The 17,301-nt window shown below is 58.0% G+C and carries 9 protein-coding genes and 1 riboswitch; of the genes, 1 reads left to right on the top strand and 8 read right to left on the bottom strand.

The window, feature by feature from the left end:
• Nucleotides 1–95: 95 nt before the first annotated feature.
• Together MHI24_RS21190 and MHI24_RS21185 are read right to left on the bottom strand one after the other, a co-directional pair.
• Nucleotides 96–2,246 carry an S-layer homology domain-containing protein gene (locus tag MHI24_RS21190; protein WP_340021499.1) on the bottom strand — a complete coding sequence of 717 codons (2,151 nt, stop codon included), beginning with the start codon at nucleotides 2,244–2,246 and terminating at the stop codon, nucleotides 96–98.
• A gap of 195 nt (nucleotides 2,247–2,441) precedes the next feature.
• Nucleotides 2,442–2,621: riboswitch (cobalamin riboswitch) on the bottom strand.
• 118 nt (nucleotides 2,622–2,739) lie between these two features.
• Entirely contained in the window at nucleotides 2,740–2,892 is a 153-nt protein-coding gene (locus tag MHI24_RS21185; RefSeq protein ID WP_340021498.1) for a hypothetical protein, read from the bottom strand.
• A 253-nt stretch (nucleotides 2,893–3,145) separates the two neighbouring features.
• On the opposite strand from MHI24_RS21185, the gene MHI24_RS21180 reads away from it, so the two are divergent.
• A complete protein-coding gene (locus MHI24_RS21180) occupies nucleotides 3,146–4,249 on the top strand; it encodes an IS4 family transposase (protein ID WP_340020563.1) in 1,104 nt (367 codons plus the stop codon).
• A 538-nt stretch (nucleotides 4,250–4,787) separates the two neighbouring features.
• On the opposite strand, the gene MHI24_RS21175 is transcribed toward MHI24_RS21180, so the two are convergent.
• The 6 genes from MHI24_RS21175 to MHI24_RS21150 form a co-directional block, all read right to left on the bottom strand.
• The gene (locus MHI24_RS21175) at nucleotides 4,788–8,033 is read right to left on the bottom strand and encodes a hypothetical protein (protein ID WP_340021497.1); all 3,246 of its coding nucleotides are present in this window, start codon (nucleotides 8,031–8,033) and stop codon (nucleotides 4,788–4,790) included.
• Nucleotides 8,030–9,292 carry a hypothetical protein gene (locus tag MHI24_RS21170; protein WP_340021496.1) on the bottom strand — a complete coding sequence of 421 codons (1,263 nt, stop codon included), beginning with the start codon at nucleotides 9,290–9,292 and terminating at the stop codon, nucleotides 8,030–8,032. The genes MHI24_RS21175 and MHI24_RS21170 overlap by 4 nt, the downstream gene beginning before the upstream one ends.
• A gap of 113 nt (nucleotides 9,293–9,405) precedes the next feature.
• On the bottom strand, nucleotides 9,406–10,041 hold the full coding sequence (locus MHI24_RS21165) for a beta-mannanase (protein ID WP_340021495.1): 636 nt from the start codon (nucleotides 10,039–10,041) through the stop codon (nucleotides 9,406–9,408).
• A 34-nt stretch (nucleotides 10,042–10,075) separates the two neighbouring features.
• Nucleotides 10,076–11,347, bottom strand: coding sequence for a VWA domain-containing protein (locus tag MHI24_RS21160; protein ID WP_340021494.1), 1,272 nt, complete (start codon nucleotides 11,345–11,347; stop codon nucleotides 10,076–10,078).
• Nucleotides 11,348–11,467: 120 nt separating this feature from the next.
• On the bottom strand, nucleotides 11,468–13,891 hold the full coding sequence (locus MHI24_RS21155; RefSeq protein ID WP_340021493.1) for a transcription initiation factor TFIID: 2,424 nt from the start codon (nucleotides 13,889–13,891) through the stop codon (nucleotides 11,468–11,470).
• Nucleotides 13,892–13,895: 4 nt separating this feature from the next.
• Complete coding sequence (locus tag MHI24_RS21150) at nucleotides 13,896–17,285, bottom strand: tubulin-like doman-containing protein (protein ID WP_340021492.1); 3,390 nt, start codon at nucleotides 17,283–17,285, stop codon at nucleotides 13,896–13,898.
• Nucleotides 17,286–17,301 lie beyond the last annotated feature (16 nt).

Genomic DNA, 17,301 nt, shown 5'->3' with positions numbered 1-17,301 from the left:
TACACCTCCACAAAAAGGGAAAAGAACGGGGGCAGTCTCCCTGTTCCCCGTTCCTCCGTAACTCTATGCTTTCTTTAAGACGAGCTATGCTAATCCTAAGGCAATCTTACCGCTACAGCCGCGGCCATCTCACGGGTTACTATACCCGCAGGATCAAAAGCGCCACCTGTTCCGCTCATATATCCGAGACCCGTTACCATGCGGACTGCAGATAACGCATAATCGCTGATCTTGTCTTCATCGGTGAACTGGCCCGCACCTACAGCCGCATCCAGCTTGAAGGCTCTAACGAGCATCACCGCCATATCCTGGCGGGTTACCAGACCGTCCGGCTTGAAGGTCGTGCTGTTCACTCCGCTGATGATGCCCAGTTCCTTCGCTTTGTTCACTGTTCCATAATACCATGCATCCGGCTTCACATCACTGAAAGCTTGAGCAGAAGTAGCCGCTGACGGCTCTTGTCCGGTCAGTCTCAGCAGCAGTGCTGCCAGCTCCGCCCGGGTAAGGTTCTGCTTCGGTGCAAACACCAGCTCTTTGCCGCTTACACCATTCATCAGCTTGCGGTCATACGCCTTGTATACGGACTCCAGCGCCCATGGCGAGATCGACTTCACATCGCTGAACTTCGGACGGTCAGCCTCCGCAGATGCCACCGTCACCGGCACGGTATGGCGCACAATCGCAGGAGTCTTGTCCTTCAGATACCCCGTAATGACCAGGGTATATTTATTCGCAGGCAGGCCTCCGGCAATGACCGCTACCCCCGCATCATTGGTTGCCACTGTCTTTCCGCCGATTGTTACCTGCACCCCTGCCGCTGGTGAGCTGACCGGATCAGAGGTGGAGGTGGCTTGATTCCAGACCCAGGTTTTTTGGGTGATTTTGAGCGTAAGCTCTTGTCCCGGCTGCGGCTGTGCAGGAGTAAGAATCACAGAGTCTACCACCTGCGTGTTATCCCCGCCGTAATAGACCACAACCCGGTCGTTCTCCTCCAGCGCAAAATCGCCCATGCCGACGCTCGGATAAATCCATTCCCCGCCGCGCGACACCACATACATCCAGCCATCGTATCCGCCATAGGTTCCCGCGTTCACGCCGCCGATGCCGGTCACATAATTACCTGCTTCATTAACCAGGGACACGCCCTTGGCCGCAGCCGTCTTCTCCAGTGCCTTCAGCACATTGCCGGCGTATACGCTGCCTTCCGCCAGGGTTGCATTAGGACCTTCTATTGTAACCGATACGGTAACCTGAGGATTCTTGACAGCTGCATTGCTCAGATCAAACAGCTTGCCTCCGGCACCAAACAGCTGGTACGCTGCCAGCGCCTCAAGCGCCTGCTCCGTAGACAGCGCATTGTAGCTGCCGCCTGCGGTGTGGGCGAACCCGCCGCCGGCTGCGCTGAAGCTCAGCAGCTTGCTGACCAGGTTGACCTGGCCTTTGGTGTACTCTGCTCCGGCCGGATCAATGCCGAAGGACGACAGGCCGATAATCGCCTGCGCGACACTCTCGCTGCTGTCGCCGTAGCCGCCGTTCTTGTCCTGTGCCTTCGCCAGCCACGCTGCCGCCCGCTGTCCGGCCGTATTCACAGCCGGCTCATTCTTGTGCGCGGCCAGTGCCGTCAGTACCATCGCGGTCATATCGGGATCACTTGCACCCGTGGTCAAGGTAAAGCCGCCGTCCGTGTTCTGCTTAGCCAGAATCTCAGCCAGCAGCTTGGCCGGTGTCCACTTCGCCGTTGCCGGGATGCTGTAGCTTCCCGAATCCAGCGCAAGCAGTGCATACACGGCATTGTTCAGCGTCTGCCCGGCGATTCCATCATGATTGTAGAGCTTCTCGATCAGATTGTAGCCGGCCACATTCGCCGGATCGCCGCCCAGCGCCTTCACAGCAAGCGTAATCCGCGCATAGTCCGTAGCTCGGCCAAAAACACCCTTCGCCGCAGCAACCTTGTCCTCAAGCGCCTTCAAATAGCTCGCCGGCACCTTGTAGCCTGCTTGCGCCAGCCCGATCGCCTGCCAGTCCGACTGGACTCCGTTCTTAAGTACAAGCTCCGCAGTGGCATAGACTGCACTGGTGACGCTGGCTGCCAGTCCGGCGGACTGTGCAGAAGCTGGTGCTGCGGCAGCATCCGTCTGGGCCGAAGCCGCTCCGGCCGGAGCCGCAGCCGTTCCCAGCAGCGTGAACAGCATAACGGCGGCCAGTACCAGCCGCATGAATCTGGAAGATTGATGATGGTTCTTCATAGCTAACCTCTTTCCTGAAATAGAATGGATGAAGCCTGCTTCCTCCGCAGATACAGCTGCGGCGGCAACGTAAAGACCGCCCTATGCAGGGCGGCCGGGGAAGAATACCATAGATGCGGCTGTAATGAGCAACTCTCTCATATGCAGCCTTTGTTAGGACCGGTATCTGCTTCTGCATTCTTACCCCCGAAGAATCGAAACATAGGCGAAACAGGCAGGTCTCCTGGCTGATGCTTCATCACTTCTCCCGCCTTCCCATCCGCTACGCAGACAGTGGCTTCCCGGGAGTCGCTGGCATTTACAGTGGCGGGACCGCGCCGGAATTACACCGGTCTTCCCTTTTAAGCAGATTGCGCACGTATCCGGCCCTTGCCGTCTTTTGCCGACAGCGGCCTGTTTCCTGGCAATCTGCACCTGTTCCAAAGCTCTTAAATTTTAATATTCTCAGACCATCATATCTACTATTCCCGTGTATGTCTATAGACAAGCTGCATCAATCGCGGACACTCCCCGCTGCTCTGACGGAACACTCCCATGCCTCATACGCCTGCGCCTCCTCCTGCATCACCGCCTGCACCACCGCCACCGCCATTGCCACCGCCATCGCCATCGCCATCGCCATCGCCATCGCCATCGCCATCGCCATCGCCATCGCCATCGCCTCAAGGATAACGTGCTGATTGTATTCTGTACAACAGAATGACTGTAAAAGCTGCCGATAGCGCATTCTGCTGTATTTCGTGCAATTGATTATAACGTACTCCCATCAAACGGGCTGAATTAGGAAAATCTGATGTACGAAGTACAGGCCTGTTGATTAGCCAAAAAAAGGTAGCAAAAAGGCCGCTCATTCGGTAAAGTGTTTGTACCCCTACAAACATCCGAAACGAGGCGACCTCATGAAAAAGTCTACTTCAATCTCGAACATTCTGCAATTAGTGATTCCTGAAGAGAAACTCTCACCGTTTCTTCAAGAACTTGAATATGTCGATACAGCAAGAAAGTTTACCGTCTATGACCTCTTTTTATTCTTGGCGGAGGCTTCGTTCCAGCAGTGGGAGGGATATCGGGATGGTGAAGTACGCATGGATTCCAGCGGCCTTAGACCCGTAGACCATTCAACGCTTTCCAAAAAAGCGAAAGATGTTCCCTTCGAGCTTTTTAAGCAATTGCTGAACCTCATGATTGATCTGTGTAATCGCTCGACCCGAAGACATTTAGGGATTCCCAAAGCCTTACTTCTCGTCGATTCCACCAAAATTACCGTCGGGAAAGAACGGCTTCCTTGGGCTCCGCTGAAAGGCGAACGCGCAGGAATCAAATTACACGTGTCGGTGGTGGCCGATGAAGGCCGGCTCTTTAAGGTGACCGAGACCACAGGGAATTCCCATGATTTTAAAAGCTGTCCCGAGCTGATCGACAAACGGTTTATTATCGTAGCCGATCGGGCGTATGGCAGTCACAAACGATTCGATGAGTATCTGGAGCAGCACCAATGCTTTGTCATTCGGCTTCGGGACAACACGCTCTTTCAGTCCCCGGTTGCCCGGATACGAAGCGAACCCTTCACAGGAACTCTCGAACAAGATTTCACCTGCCAATTAGGAAAAGGACAACGGCTTTCCAAGAACCGTTTTCGCGTAGTAATTCTAAGAGACCCACAAGGCAACCCGGTGATTCTTGCTACGAATCTGCACTGGCACTCCGCTGAGCGGATTGCAGAAATTTACAAGAAGCGGTGGCAGATCGAAGTGTTTTTTCGCTGGATTAAGCAGCATTTAAACATTCCAACCTTATTTGGGACCACACCCAATGCTGTGTACGGACAGTTGTATACCGCTTTACTGGTTTATGTGTTATTGAAATTCCTCTTTGACAAAGGAAATGCAGTGGTTCATTGGAGCGCCAAACTAACGTTTGCCGATTTTGACCGCTTATTTACGCTGCAACGATTACCCGTAGAATGGATTACTTTTTTGACTAATAATCTTACATTCCCATAATTTAGCTAATCAACAGGCGTGTACGAAGTACAACAGAACATGTTACAGAGCCAATTTTCCTTAAATCTGATGTACAAAATACATTAGCCTCTTCTTTCCTGTAACGGACCTTGTTAGCTCTTCACACTGGTTGCCGCACGCTTGGCCGAATTTAATCGGTTTTCCAACTACATTCCGCCCACGCCCACCCCGCCAGCCAATTGTAATCGGTTTTCCAACTACATTCCGCCCGCTCACCCCACGCCAGCCAATTGTGATCGGTTTTCCAACTACATTCCGCCCGCTCACCCGACGCCAGCCAATTGTGATCGGTTATCCGACTACATTCCGCCCGCTCACCCCACGCCAGCCAATTGTAATCGGTTTTCCAACTACATTCCGCCCATGCACCCCAGCGCCAGCACATTGCACAAGCCCGTAGTTACTTTTAACTTCCCATGCAAAAAAGGGCAGATGCTATAGGCGCTCTGCCTAGCCATCCGCCCTTATACACATACACAACCTGCCCTAATCCTAAGCCCGGCTTACTGCCCGGGCTTCACTCCCCGCCCGCTTCCGGACTTGCCGGAGCGGACGGCTCCGCGCTGGGGTCCGCTGTAGCTGTAGCTTCCGGGGCTATGCCCGGATCAGCCTCCAGCTTCAGCGAATAGCCGCCGGCGGTGATCATATCACCCGCCGCCAGCTCCGCCCCAGGCGCAAGCTCCACCGTCACCTCGTACGGACGTGCCGGTGTGCCTGCGCCTGCGGCTCCCGCCGCTGCCGGAGACGCGGCGGCCTCGCCGTTCACGCCGCCGTTCGTTCCAGCGCCGGCCTTACCACCAGCGCCGTCATCCCCTCCGGCGTCTACATCACCACCCGCGCCGTCATCCCCTCCGGCGCCCGGGTCAACCAGGCAACGGTTCACCATTGCCTGGACCTTGTACGTGGCGGTCTCGCCGCCGCCGGACTCCACCGCAATCTCCGCCGGCTTGAAGGCGGAGCAATCCGCCGCAGCCGCAAAGCTGTACAACAGCTTGACGCTGCCGCCCTTGCTTTCACTGCCGCTGCCATCACCAGCATCGCTGCCGCCCTTCCCTTCACTGCCGCTACCATCACCAGCATCACTGCCGTTACCGCCACCTGAACTGCCGCCGCTGTCACCAGCATCTCCGCCCTTGCCGTTAGCACCGCCGTTGCCTTCGCTACCCTCACCAGCACCGTTGCCGTCTTGCCCCGCACTGCCACCGTCACCAGCATCGCCGCCTTGGCCTTCACCAACACCGCTACCCTCACCAGTACCACTACCGTCGCCAGCATCACCCTTATCAGCACCTACAGCACCGCCGATAAGCCGTACAGATACAGGCGCCACATCTCCGCTCACCACCGGGAGCGGGCTGGGGCTGGCCGCCGGTGCGGCGGTATCCCCGCCGCGGTCCCCAAGCTGGCTAATCAGGATCATGCCTGTAATCAGGAGGATGATCAGGACGCTGCCGGAGATCAGGATCTGAAATCGGCTGCGGCTGACCCACCGCGCCAGCGGCGAAGCCAGCTGGGCGCGGGCTTCATTGTAGACACTTTGCATGGCAGGGGTGGCTGTCTCCATGTAGCTTTTGCGGAAGTCGCGGTTCTTGAACGCCTCGCGGTCGCTCTTCAGGAAGTACCGCAGCACCGCCCGCCGGTAATTCGGCCACAGCTTCTTGCCGGAGCTGGCGAACAGCCAGCTATGCTGCGACCAGTCCAGGAACCGGTAGACCGTCTCCTTGTCATTCCCGGCCTTGCGGACCACCAGATCCAGCAGCGAATCATAATCCAGCGGCCCGCCCTCACGCTCACTGCTGTGATAGAAGGCCAGCGGCAGCCGGTCGAACGGCTCCAGACTACGCGCCTCTCTCAGCCAGCGTGCGCCCAGCAGCTGCACATCGTCCAGCTCCCGGGGGCTCAGCCCGGCAAAAATCTCCTCGTCCGGCGACTCCTCCCCGAACCACCGGTACGCAGCGCGCAGGGCGTTCGCCTTGCGCTTCGCAATCGCATCCAGCGGCGGCTGCCAATCCGAGGCATCCCGGTAGCGCAAGAAGGAAATCTCCAATAGCTGCTCCATCGACAGCTCGTCCAGCGAGATACGGTTCAGCAGGAAGCGGTCCGCCGTAGTGCCCAGCTCCTGCATCAGCGACAGGGCATCCGGGTGGACGCCGCCGCCTCTGCGGCGCTGCTTCTCGGCCTCCTGGACCGCATCATGAATAGCGGCCACCGCTGCTACCGGATCAGGCTCCTGCCGCAGCTTCTCCAGCAGATAATCCTTCAGCGTATCCCGCACTGAGGCCTGCTCCAGCACCTCGGGCAGGCTGCGGCCGAAATGGGCGGCCATGCGGAGCACATCCGCCGTTCCTTTTGCCGCTGCCAGCCGGGATTCCAGGTACGGGTCGAACAGCGCCCGGCGGAAAAGGGTCTGGGGCAGCACTCTTTTGAAGAAGGCTTCACTTAAGGCTGGCTCGCTCTCCAGAATGCCATACGCCGCAGCCAGGACATCCTCCCGTTCCCCGGACTGGCAGTTCAGCATCCCGTTAATGAAGTAATCGATAATCTTCACCCGGTAATGATGGCCCGGCAGGATGAAATATTCCTTGAACTGCTCCAGAATCTCCGGCGACGGAATCCCCCGCTTGCGGATCAGGTCATATTCTCGGTCGAACCGCTCCAGGAACATATCATTCAGCCGCACCCGCGAGTCGAGCTTGCCCTCCGGCTTCAGATAGGACAGCAGACCGGCGAGGACAGCGTTTTTGTTCTCTGTATATAACTCTTCATTGCCCTGCTCAATTTCATAAAAGACCGCCAGCTCATTGTAGACGGCCAGCGACAGCTTGCGCTCTGTACTCTCCCCCAGCAGCAGGGTGTCGGCAAATCTGGCGAAATCGCGGAGACTGCCGCCAGGCTGCCCCAGCGTCTTCCAGACGAGATCGGCATACATCTGCTGCGACTCCCCGAAGTCGGCATTCAGCACCCGGCCGTTCGCCATATCGAAGAGGTAATCCTTCTCGATATTCCGGTCTCCCGGACGAAGCGAGCCCTTCTCCACAAAAGTCAGATGAATATACTTCCGGCTCTGCGGCTCCTTCGCATAAGTGATCACTCCCAGCCTGCGGCGGAAGTCATACGGCAACGAAGCATAGATGACCTCCGTCAGCTCTACCGCACGCTGCGACAACTCACTGACCGGCGCATCCAGCGCCACATAGAGCTTCTTTTTGCCGGATACGGACAGCATCACCGCCTGCACCAGTGCCTTGAACAGCTCCTCCGTGAATCCGAGGCGGCGTAGCACAGTCAACGGTTCTGCAGACGCTTCGCGTTCTTCCACCGGGATCGCTTCCAGCTCAGGCAGGGTGCCACCCGGCTCGCCATCATACTGCTGCGCGAATCCGGCATGGAGCCAGTCCCCATACTTCTCGACAATCTCCTCTGAGCGAACCCCGGGTACCACGAAATTATGGGCAAAAAAAGCGCTCCGCTGTCCCGTGAAATCCGCCGCCACATAACGGGCTTGCCCGATCACCGTCTCATTGCTCTCTGTGTGGAACAGATGCAGCGCTGCCGGATACAGCGCCTCCTCCTTCTCGCCGCGTGCCGCAAGCTCAGCCGGGGCATCGTAGAGGCAGAAGGGGTGCAGAATTTTTTTGACAAAATTGTTGTCGAGACTCTCCGATTTCGCTACCGTATCGAATCCCTCTGTCGCCCGGTACACGCCGCGCCGCGCACGGGTATACATCTGCTGGGTGATCATGGACCCTGAGAATCTGTTCACGGCCCGTCGCTCCCCTCAATATAGTTCAGCTTGTAGAGCAGCCAGATGAACGGCTCGTCTACCCGGATCGGACTGACCACGCCCTCGATCCGCTGATTGACCGGATTGCTGCCCAGCGCAGACACAGCAAAGTAAGCGGTCTTCTCAAAATACACATCCATCGTATCCTTAAACGGACGGTCCACCTTCTCAATGAAGCGGCGGATTTCGCCGTCGATATTGTGGAACTCATTCAGATTAAGCGTTTTGCGGTGCACGTAGTTGTTGAACACGTTACTGTTGGATTTGATGTAATCGCCGTCCTCATCCTTGAGGGAGTGGAGCATATCGCTTTTGGCTAGAACAACGGCCGTTGGAATCTCGGTCTTGCTCTTCTCCTGGTAGGCGATGAAGTCGCCGAACATGGTCAGCACCACATCGCGCGGCTCATCGTACTGCGACACCCACTCGCCCGGACTGTCCCCGAGATTGATACGGATCTTCTCCCGGACCGAACGGATCTGCAGCGGATCGACCATGAACAGAATCCCGGCGGAGTTCTTGATATGCTGGCCGTGCAGCCCCAGATAATCCTGATCGACCATACCTTCACCGGCGACATCGAAGAACACCAGCGTCAGCGGCGGCTTGGACTCATCCTTGAAAATAAACTGGAAAATAAACGGCTCCTGCATCCGCTCCTTCTGGGTAGATGCCAGCAGATCCCCGCGCTCGAACAGCGGCTCCTCGTACAGGGTGCGGAACTTGCGGCTGATCTCGGCATTCAGCGGCATACAGGCCGCGTCAAAATGCCCTGCTGTCGTATGCTGCAGCGTATGGATCAATGAGGTCATATATACGGATTTCCCGACCTGGGAAGCGCCGATAATGGAGATAATATTGCTTGGCACCTTGCCCGCTGTTACCGGAAGCTCGTTGTGGCAGGAGGGACAAAGCCGTCTGCGGGTCATCACGCCATAGCGGTCGGTGATGCCGGTCAGCACATGATCCGTGTAATGATGGTACTCCTCCGGGATATCGGCCGGATTCAGAATCGCCTCCATATCATCCACCGTATCGAGGCCGAAGCGTTCACGGTATTTATTGAGCAGATCATCCTCACCGAGCGCATAATTCTCGTCATCCTCCCGGCTGTGCATAGCCCGGAACACCACCTCATCCGGCTCGAAGCGGGAGAAGCAGTACGGGCAGACAATATCGTAATACAGCGGCCTCGCTGCCGGCTGATTCTTCTTCATAAATCGGCTAAAAAAAGACATCTCTCATCCTCCTTAAAGCTTGTTCAGCGCCGCCCAGGGGAGGAACAGCGTGCATAACGGACATCTGCGGGCTGCGGCAGCCCTGCCAGTCCCGGTCCCGGGCCCGCTCCCGCTCACTCCGGGACCAGCTCATAATACAACCCGTACTTGCGCCCGTCCGTCAGGAAGATACGGATAAAATCATCCTTCCCGACCTCAATCGGCGGAAGCTGGTTGCGCCCGGGGGCAAAGTCCTGGACGAACGGGTAGCGGGTACCGTCCTCTTTGGAGGACGGGTGGCTATCGCGCTTTTTGACGTAGCAGAGCACTTCCTTCGGCACGGGCACCTCGGCGGTGATGGTCATCTGCACGGTTTTGAGCTTGCTGAACAGCCCTTTTTTGTGCTGGATCGAATAGTAGATCCGCGCTTTGCCTGCGCTGACGAGCACCCGGTTGCTGCCATCCTGCTGGCGCACCAGCAGCGTCTCCCCGTCCCCGCTTAGCCGCGCATAGATCGTATAGGCCACCATCCCGATTTCATCCAGCCGGTCACGGAATCCGTTCCCCGCCTTGTATTCCTCCCGCGTGTAGAGCTTCATGCCGGAAGGCGGAAGGTCCCCGTCCTCCGGCGTCTCCGCAGCGGTCTTATGAATATATACCGCCTGCACGCCCTCCGGCCAGCGCCACCGCAGCGTGCAGAACCGGTCCTCCACCCTGGACACGACTCCGGTAATGACCGGTGTGGAAGCGTCAACCCCGGCGTACTTCATGGCAACCTGCCCCTTTCCTTTTCCGGTGTCTTAATCAGAATCCTTTGCTGCCCCGGTTACGGCGGGGTGAACGGAAGCTGTCCGCAGAGGATGCAGCAGCCCCGGAGGCTCTTCCCTTGCGCGTCAGGCGTCCTTCCCCTACGGGCACTACGTATGTGAACAAGGTCAGAATTGCTACAAGCACGAGCAGGGCCAGCAGCCGGGTCATCGGGTCCCAGACCGTATCCCCATTTAGGCCGTATTCCAGAATCAGCCCTGCGCCGAGGCCCGATACAACGCCGCCGATACTGAAGCCGCGGGCCAAATGCCGGTTATCAAAAACAATCCCCAGACCCAGACCCAGCGCCGTTCCCAGCAGCATCAGCGCCAGGATACGCACCACAGCATAATAAGGGCTGTCCGCTGTCTCGTCACTGCGCTCAGTCAGCAGGCTGCGGTCGCCCAGACGGTCATAGATTTGCTGGAAGACTTCACCGAGCCGGTTGGCATCAGCCACATCATAATACTGCCCGCCGGTCCGGCCTGCGATATCCTGAAGCAGATTGGCGCCGGACGGGTCATCGAGCGCAAGCCCGATTGTATTTACTTTAATCCCCCGCTCCACAAAGTCTGTCAGCTCCGTAGCGGTATTGAACTGGCTCACCCCGTCCGACAAAAGAATCACCATCGCCCCGCGGTCTGCACCTTCCTCATCAATCACCTTCATCGCCTCTGACAGCGCGCCGCTGATATTCGTTCCGCCCTCGGTGGTCTTCAGGCTGCTAATCGCCTCCATGACCTTGTCGCGGTTGCCCGCTTTGGAGAGCGGAATCAGCGGCTGGACGACGGAAGCCTCGCTGCTGAAGGTGACGATGGCCACCTTGTTATCTTTTTTGAGCTGGCCCACCAGATTCTTGGCCGCTTCATAGCGCCGGTCCGACGGGTCGCTCTGCATCATGCTGCCGGAGTCATCAATGACCATGACCACATTCTTGACCGGCTTAATTCCGCCGAAGTTCAGCTCGTACACAAATTCAGTCAGCGTACCCACGCCAAACAGCAGCACGACCATCAGCGGGAACATCCGCCACGAGGTGCCGAGATAGCGCAGCTTCCAGGACTGCCCGTTCAGCTTGGGCGAGATCGTCTCCGCCACCAGCGCGCCGATGCCGACGCATAAAGCCACGATGGCGAAATAAATGCCGACCAGTACCATCTGGGGCAGATCATACGGCCTGCGGTCCAGCAGCAGCTCGCCGAGCACGAAAGCTACGCCGCCGCCCAGCAGGCTGAACAGCAGCAGGAGCAGGTTGATTTTTCGCTGCATTGCACTTCATCCTTTCCGGGGAAAAGCTTGATCATTCATGTGCTTCCCCCATTCCATTCTATTGCACCTCGTGCAGCGGAATGAATGAGAATTGTCCTACGAACTCTGGAGTCATCCAACTCATCTCATCTCCGGCAGCTGCTCTTCCTCCAGACCGTGCAGCTGGTAGCCGTTGCCGGCATAGGTCTCGTAATAGACCTTGCCGTTGCGGTAATAGAGCAGGTCTTCGAGGTGGAAGCCGCCCATCAGGTTCAGCTTCTCCACGCCGCTTCTGCGCTGCTCATGCACAAAGCCCAGCCGGTAGATGCGGGTCGTCTCATCGGCGCTGAAGGCGTAGCGCAGGAATTCGGAGGAGCTGTCGCCGAAGAAATACTTCTCTTCGTGGCGGTGCTCCTGTGTGTATTCGAACAAGCGGACATTCATCGCCGCCTCCTCCTCCAGCCTCCGGTAGAGCTGCTTGAACAGCTCCTCCTTGGAGACGATGTCCCGGTTCTCGTAAGCGGCGGCGACATTGGCCCGCCGCAGCAGCTCCTCCTCGAACGGCAGGGTGAACGGCGCAGCCGTCAGCACCTCCCGGCGGCAGAGCTCGATCAGCCGCTCCACCACGGCCTCTTTGCCGCGCAGCAACAGCTCCGAGAGGCTGCCCAGGAACCGCTCGCTGAAGAAAATCCCGGCCCCGCGCCGGCTCTCGATCTCCTGCATAACCTCACCCGTCACCGTGCGGTAATACTCCATGATGTTCTGATCCACCGTCTCCTTGCTGCGGCCGATGCTGACCAGAGCCACGTTCTGCAGCTCCTCCTCCAGCGCTTCCATCGCCGCAACCTTGGCCTTGCTGTCCGCATGGAGCTGCTCCAGCGCGGCTTCATAGCGGAGGCAGAGCTTAAGCTCGCTCTCCAGCAGCAGAAGCTCATATTTCCGGCCGTAGACGGCCTCGAACAGATAATGAATGAAGTTGCGCACCGTCCGCTTATCCAGCAGCGGCACCCGCTGGAACGGCTGGCGCTCCACGCTCTCCGCGTAGAGCCGCTCCAGCTCCTCCTGGGCGGAGAGCAGCGCGGAGCGCAGCCCGCCCATATGCTGGCGCAGCGCTTCCAGCACGCTGCCGCTATCCCCGGCCTTCCCGCTGGTCCATTCGGCCAGCTGGTAGAAGGTCAACGGCGCAGCCGCCTGCTCCCCGGCAGCCAGCACCCCTGCCCACTCCCGGGCAGGGTCAAGGTCTGCGGCCCTGCGTGCCGCCACTTCCGCAAAATTACTGCGGAAGTAAGCCTCCGCCCCGTCCCCGAACAGCAGCTCCTCGGCTTCGCGCAGCGACAGCATGCGGAGCTGCGAATAGGACGGGCGTCCATGGCTCATCAGCCCGGTCATCTCTGCGAGACCGGCTTCCTCCGGGAGCAGCTCTTCCGCGCGGGCGCGCAGGGAATCGGCTCCCAGACCGAACAGCGCCTGCCGCTCCTTCAGGCTGCGCGGCTGCCCGGCCTGCAGCCTGCCCGCAAGGTAATGCAGGGCATGATAGAGCACCGCCAGCGCAATCTGCCGGTTCGGCCTGCGCACCGCCGAGAATCCGGCGGAGGCGTAGCCTTGTCTGCCCGTACTGCCCCGGATGCCGCTCTTGAAGGTCATATTGTTGTAGCCGCCGTGGCCGGAGGCCTGATCGGCAGCAGGCCGGACCCGGTTCTTCAGCAGGCTGATGTGGGCGATAATCTCATAATTGTCATCCATCCCGTGGACGGACATCAGCCCGCGCTCGTTTTTGTCCGAGAGCAGATAGGCCAGATCGAACAAGGGCGCAGGCCCGTGGGCCACAGGGATGGACAAGCCCTCCTCCGTTACCAGCAGCGGAGCGTTCAGCACGTAGTCCGCTGCCTGCATCCCGTCCAGCTCACGCAGAAAAGCCAGCCCGACCGAGCTGGAATACCCGAAGTTATCCCCCTGCTCACGTTCGTTGATCAGCGCATACAGATCGGTCTGCACCGATTTGAACGACTGGCTGAGGATGGCCCGGGCCAGCAGCACGACCTCCGGGAGCAGCACATTCAGCGGATCATCGACCCGCGTAACGATACTCAGATGAATCACATCAAAAGACGAGTACAGCCGCCCATAATCCGCTATGCTGTTGCTTAAGTGACGCAGGGTCCGGTTCATTCCGGCCAAATAAGAGCTGTCCTCATGAAATTCACGGTACAACTCACGCCGGACGGTACGCGGATCATGCCCCGCCGTATCCGGCAGGGCCATGTGCATCACGCGTTCATGGACACTGCTGTTTCCGCTGCCGATCCGCCCCTGGACCCCCTCCTTCTCCTGCATACTGCCGCTGCCGCTGGGAGGACCCGCATGCAGGGCCATGACGCCGCCGGCATTGTCCCATTTCCGCTCGCAGCGCGCCAGCACCGGACCGATGGCCGGGGTCACCTTATCGCCCAGGAACAGGAACAGCGCGGGGTAATGGATGCTGCTGCGTCCATCCCCCTTGTGATGCTGCGCTTCCTCATCAGCGGCATATTGCTCCGCATAGTGAATAGCCTGGTCTCTGATCATAGGCTTACTTCAGCTTTCTGCGGATACTGCCGAGCTTGCCGGTCAGGCTCTTGTAGAAGCTGTACATCTCATCGCCATCCGCATGCTCAACCCGCTCATATTCCAGGCTGTCGCGCGCTTCCAGGAAGGAGACATACATCCCTTCCAGCTTATACAGCAGCGGAGTCACATCCTCGGCCGCTGTCATCTCTCCGGCCCGGCGCGCCGCCTTGCGCAGCAGCACACTGCGGCTCTTCTCATCGAGCGCACGGAAATGACGGTAGACAGCATACTCCACGTAGCTGCGTTCCTTCATCAGATTCGCGAACGGCTCCCAGGCATCCTCGTCCTCGTCGCGGTCGTAGACGTAGAGCGCACCTTTTTTGGTAATCGTATCGGTGTACAGCGCTTCAATGAACTGGTCCAGCCACTTGTCCTCATCCAGATGCTGATGCACCAGCGTCTCCAGCTCCTTCGACTTGGCCGCCAGCGCATCGTATTTCGCCAGCTCCTCGCGGACACGGGCAATCAGCTGCGGGGAACGGATCAGGTTCTCCTGGGCCAGCTCCAGATTGATGCTGCCGAAGATATCCTTCACGCCTTCGCGTTCAAGACCGCCCGTACGGAGCGCTTTGAGCTCTTCCGCCGCCTTGCGCACTTCACCCAGATTCGGGCGCGGCGCGTCCAGCTGCAGATCATAACCGCCCAGCAGCTTATCAAGGTCAAACGGCTTCGTGAACACCACCGAGAAGCGGCTGCTCGTATTCTCATCGGCACCTTTTTCCAGAATGACACCCGCTTCCAGCGCACGGGCAAAATCCGCCCGAACCCGGGCATTATACTCACGGACCCGCGGATTCATGTAGGTATCGCCCCATGACTTCTCCGGGATCGGCGACGGCAGGTACGTCCAGTTGTCCTTGTCGGTCATCACCAGATGGCGGCCGATACCCTCCTTGTCGAGAATGGTCCGCTCGTAGTTCTCCTCGTACACCCGCAGCGGCGTGTAGACGAACAGCGGAACCCCGTTGCGTGTATTCAGCCAGAAAATCCGGTTCTTGACCTCGCTCTCCTTGATCGTGAACTGCGATTTGCCCAGCGCATTGTTCTGATAATTGCGGATACCCTTGAGAATCCCCGGCGCCTTCACCGGCACAGAGACGAAGCCCCACGACGGGAAGTGCAGGCTGCCTGAGCTGTTGCTGAGGTGGAAAATCGGCACCGCATCCTCATCCAGACGTCCGGCAATAATCCGCTCCACGAACTTATCGAGCGGCTCCTCGCGCCCGTATTTCATCACCAGGAAGTCCTCCATCGAACGGGTAATGAGATCCCCGAACTTGTCGCTGAGGAATTCGGAGATGGAGCGGACGATATCAATCTCCTGCTCCTTGACCCAGCGCCCGGAATGCTTCAGCATTTCGCGCGTGAAGTCTCGGATCAGATCATCTCCGTCCTTCTGGTCCATGATTTTGGAGATGGTCGCCGAGATATCCGGCACGTTGACGATATTCCAGTAGTAGGTTTTGTTGCCTTTATGGTCGGCCTGCTCCTCGCCATTGATCAGAATGTCGCCGTTCTTCTCGAAGATCGAGCTGAGCGCGGTCAGAATCTCGGTGAATACGCCGTAGATCCGGCTGTTTTCTTCATTCAGCAGCTCGTACAGATCCTCGTAGAACTGGATCATCTGCTCGGTACGCTCGACATCGGCGTGCAGCCAGTATTCATTGATTTTGGCCTCAATGTAGGCATTCTTCTTCTTCTCCTTGGAGACAAAAGCGCTCCGCGCATCGCCCAGCTTATCCTCTGCACTCTCCTGTGCGGTCTCGATATCGCGCGGCAGACGCAGCAGGCTCTCGCGCAGCGCTTCAATATAAGACTGGATCAGCTTCAGGATGCAGAAGCCCTTCTCGGTGTACAGCAGCCGCGACACATAGAACGGCCCCTGCTCAGGATGCAGGAAGATGCGCTCCAGCTCTTCGCTGAATAGTCTGGTAATCTCTCCGGGCAGCTGCTTCTTCGCCTTGATATATTCCTCGCGGGCCCGGGCCAGGAAGTTCTGCTCCAGCTCGGTATCCATGCTGACCACCTGATTCTTGATTACGTTGGCATGGCTGAGGCGCTCGCTGTTCTGGTAGCCCGGCAGCGGCTCCGGCACACGGGATTCGAACGTCTTGATCATCGTATCGAGATCGATGCCGAGCTTGCGCGCCATCTTCTCCACATCCTCCTGTCCGGGGGCGTGGTGGAACATCTTGTCCATTTTGTCAAAGAGGCGGTAGGCCAGATAGGTCGTCATTTCCTCAATCGGCAGCACGGCCGAGGATGCACCGATGATATTGTATTCATAATTCGCCGGGTAGGTCTTGTTCATCTGCGCAATGTTAGTCCGGATGTTGCTGATATAGTCATGGATGGCGAATTCTTCTCCGGAGGCTTTCTCTTCACTGGCCATGAAGTTCGTAATATTCTCCGCCGTCACATTCATGCAGTAATCATAGGCATTCTCCAGCAGCTTACCCTCGGTATTAGTCGCGGAGATGAGGTGACAGAGATTGAACGGCGGCAGCGGCGAGTTGACGTTCAGAATATTGCCGTACTGCTGGCGGAACCGCTCGCCCCGGCTGTCAACATTCATCCAGTAATCCAGCTCTTTGAGCGCGGCATAGCCGTTCTTGCGGATATATTCGCGGGTATGCTCGCTGAGGCTCTTGTTCGCCAGATTGACATCCGGGGTGAACAGATAGCCGAGCGTATTCACACGGTCGATTCCGGCCGCGCCATAGTCGCGTTCAATAATACCGCGCACGATGTAGGCGATGTCGAGGAAGGTTCCGCTGCCCGTTCCGCCGGACAGGCCGGTGAGCAGGAAGACCATCAGCTTCTTGCTGGTGCCGACAGACAGTGTTTTGATCTTCTTGTCAATCGCAGCAACCACCTGGTTAATCTTCGTGAACAGCAGCAGGCGTCCGGCCTGGCGCACCCCGGCGGCTCCGTTCATGCCGTCGGTGATACTCAGCTCGGGCGACAGCCAGTTGGTAATGTAAGGGTCGAGAATGCTGCGGTTCTGCAGCAGTCCGCCGATCTCGGCATTGGCCAGCAGCACGAATTCGTTCTGCGGGTCGAGGCCGATGCCTTTGTATTTTTTGCCGCGGTCCTGTTCGTTGGTCTCGAAGGCCAGGAATTCCACGTTGTCGGGCTTATCCCGCTTCTTCTTGGACAACGGGTCCTCCGGCAGCTTGAAGCGGCGGTTAATCTGGTATTTGAGCCGCAGCAGGGCGTCGATCCCCGTGCCGCCAAGCCCGATAATCAGAATCGGGTTGTCGATGGTATCTACTCTGATCTTGTCGCTGACGATCCCTCCGCCCAGCGATACATCCAGTTGCTGAATATGTTCTCTTACTACCGGTTTCATAGGTTCTCCCCCTAAA

The sequence above is a fragment of the Paenibacillus sp. FSL K6-1096 genome, from assembly GCF_037977055.1.
Taxonomy (GTDB): domain Bacteria; phylum Bacillota; class Bacilli; order Paenibacillales; family Paenibacillaceae; genus Paenibacillus_AQ.
This window is presented reverse-complemented; position numbering and strand designations above follow the sequence as displayed.